This is a genomic window from Streptomyces sp. CNH189 (assembly GCF_000527195.1).
The window spans coordinates 1-1,551 of the sequence record NZ_AZUS01000058.1 but is presented as its reverse complement, the minus strand read 5'-3'; the positions used below and the strand labels follow the sequence as shown (position 1 = coordinate 1,551).

The window sequence follows — 1,551 nt, the reverse complement described above, 5'->3', positions numbered from 1 at the left end:
GCAGGCGTAGATCTGCACCTGCGTCCCGTCCGCCGTCCCCGCGTCGTCCACGTCCAGACACTTGGCGTTCACGCCCCTCACCTCACCGGCACGGGGGCCGGGGGTGGCACCGTCGCGCTGGAGGCGCACGTTGCGGAAGGACGCCTCGTCGCCGTCGCCGTGGTTCTGCAGGCCGATGTGGCCCTGGCGCAGGCTGCGCGCCGGGTCGGTGTTGGTGAAGTCGTTGATCTTCCGGCCGTTGAGGAAGACTTCCAGGCGCTCGCCGGTGACGCGGAGTTCGTAGGTGTTCCACTCCCCCGGCGGGTTCAGGGCGGCGTCACGCGCGGCCACGTCGGCGGATCGGAAGCCGTAGACGGCACCGGTGGTGCGGTCGGCCGCGTCGGTGGCGTCGATCTGGATCTCATAGCTGTTGTCGACGGCGGACCACGGGTCGTCGGACGCCGGGAAGCCCAGGTAGACACCCGAGTTGTCGTCGCCGTGGAGCTTCCAGTCGAGCTTGAGCGAGTAGTCGCCGGTGATCTCCCTGTCGAACCAGAACAGGCCCATGCCGCCGTGGGAGGTGAGGGTGCCGTCGCTCAGGGTGAAGCCACCCGGCCCCGCCTGCTTCCAGCCCGTGGTGCCGGTGCCGTCGAACAGGGGGGTGTAGCCGGTCTCCGGGCGGCAGTCGGCCTGGGTGGTGCCGGCGGCCCAGCGGATGCCGCCGAGAAGATGCCGGCGGAAGGCCGGGTCCGCGTAGGACTCCGCCGTGTGGCCGCCGCCGGTGTAGAAGGCGCGGCCTCCCGCGTAGTCCTTGCACCAGGCGATCGGGTGGTCCGCGGACATCGTGCCGCCCGAGTAGCTGGACTCGTCCAGGGAGGCCAGGACGTGTGCGGTGGTGCGCGGGTTGGTCCGGTAGTTGTACCACTCGTCGGTGCGCTGCCAGGTGCGGCCGAGGTGCGCGGTGGCGTCGTGCGCCCGGTCCTCGACCTTGACGGTGGCGGGCTGGATCGCGGGATGGGACTGGAACAGGGCGCCGGCCAGGCCTTCGTAGAACGGCCAGTCGTACTCGGTGTCGGCGGCGGCGTGGATGCCGACGTAGCCGCCGCCGGAGCCCAGGTACTGCTCGAACGCGGACTCCTGGGCCGGACCGAGGACGTCGCCCGTGGTGGAGAGGAACACCACGGCCCGGTACTGCGCCAGGTTGACGGTGGTGAAGGCGGCCGGGTCCTCGGTGGCCGTCACGGTGAAGTTGTTCGACGCGCCCAGGTCGCGCAGCGCCGTGACGCCCTCGTCGATGGAGTCGTGGCGGAAGCCCGTCGTCCGGGAGAAGACGAGGATCTTGTACGCGGGGTCGGCCGCCGGGGCCGCCGCTTGCCGCGCAGCGGGCGCGGGGACGAGGGGCGCGGGGGCGGGGGCCGCGGCGGCCTGGGGCGCCAGGCAGAGCGCGGCGCCGGCGATCAGGCCGAGTGCTGCTTTCAAGGGGGTACGCATGGTGGGTCGCCTCCTTTCTACGGCAGGGTCCACTTCTGGTTGGGGCCGGTGTGGCAGGTCCACAGGTGGACCGGCGTGCGG

1 protein-coding gene is annotated in these 1,551 nt (G+C 71.8%); it reads right to left on the bottom strand.

The features are described from left to right. Positions 1-1,470 (bottom strand): ThuA domain-containing protein (locus B100_RS0133515; protein WP_024888691.1); only part of this gene is annotated, 1,470 nt, incomplete at its 3' end. Between the last annotated feature and the right edge of the window lie 81 nt (positions 1,471-1,551).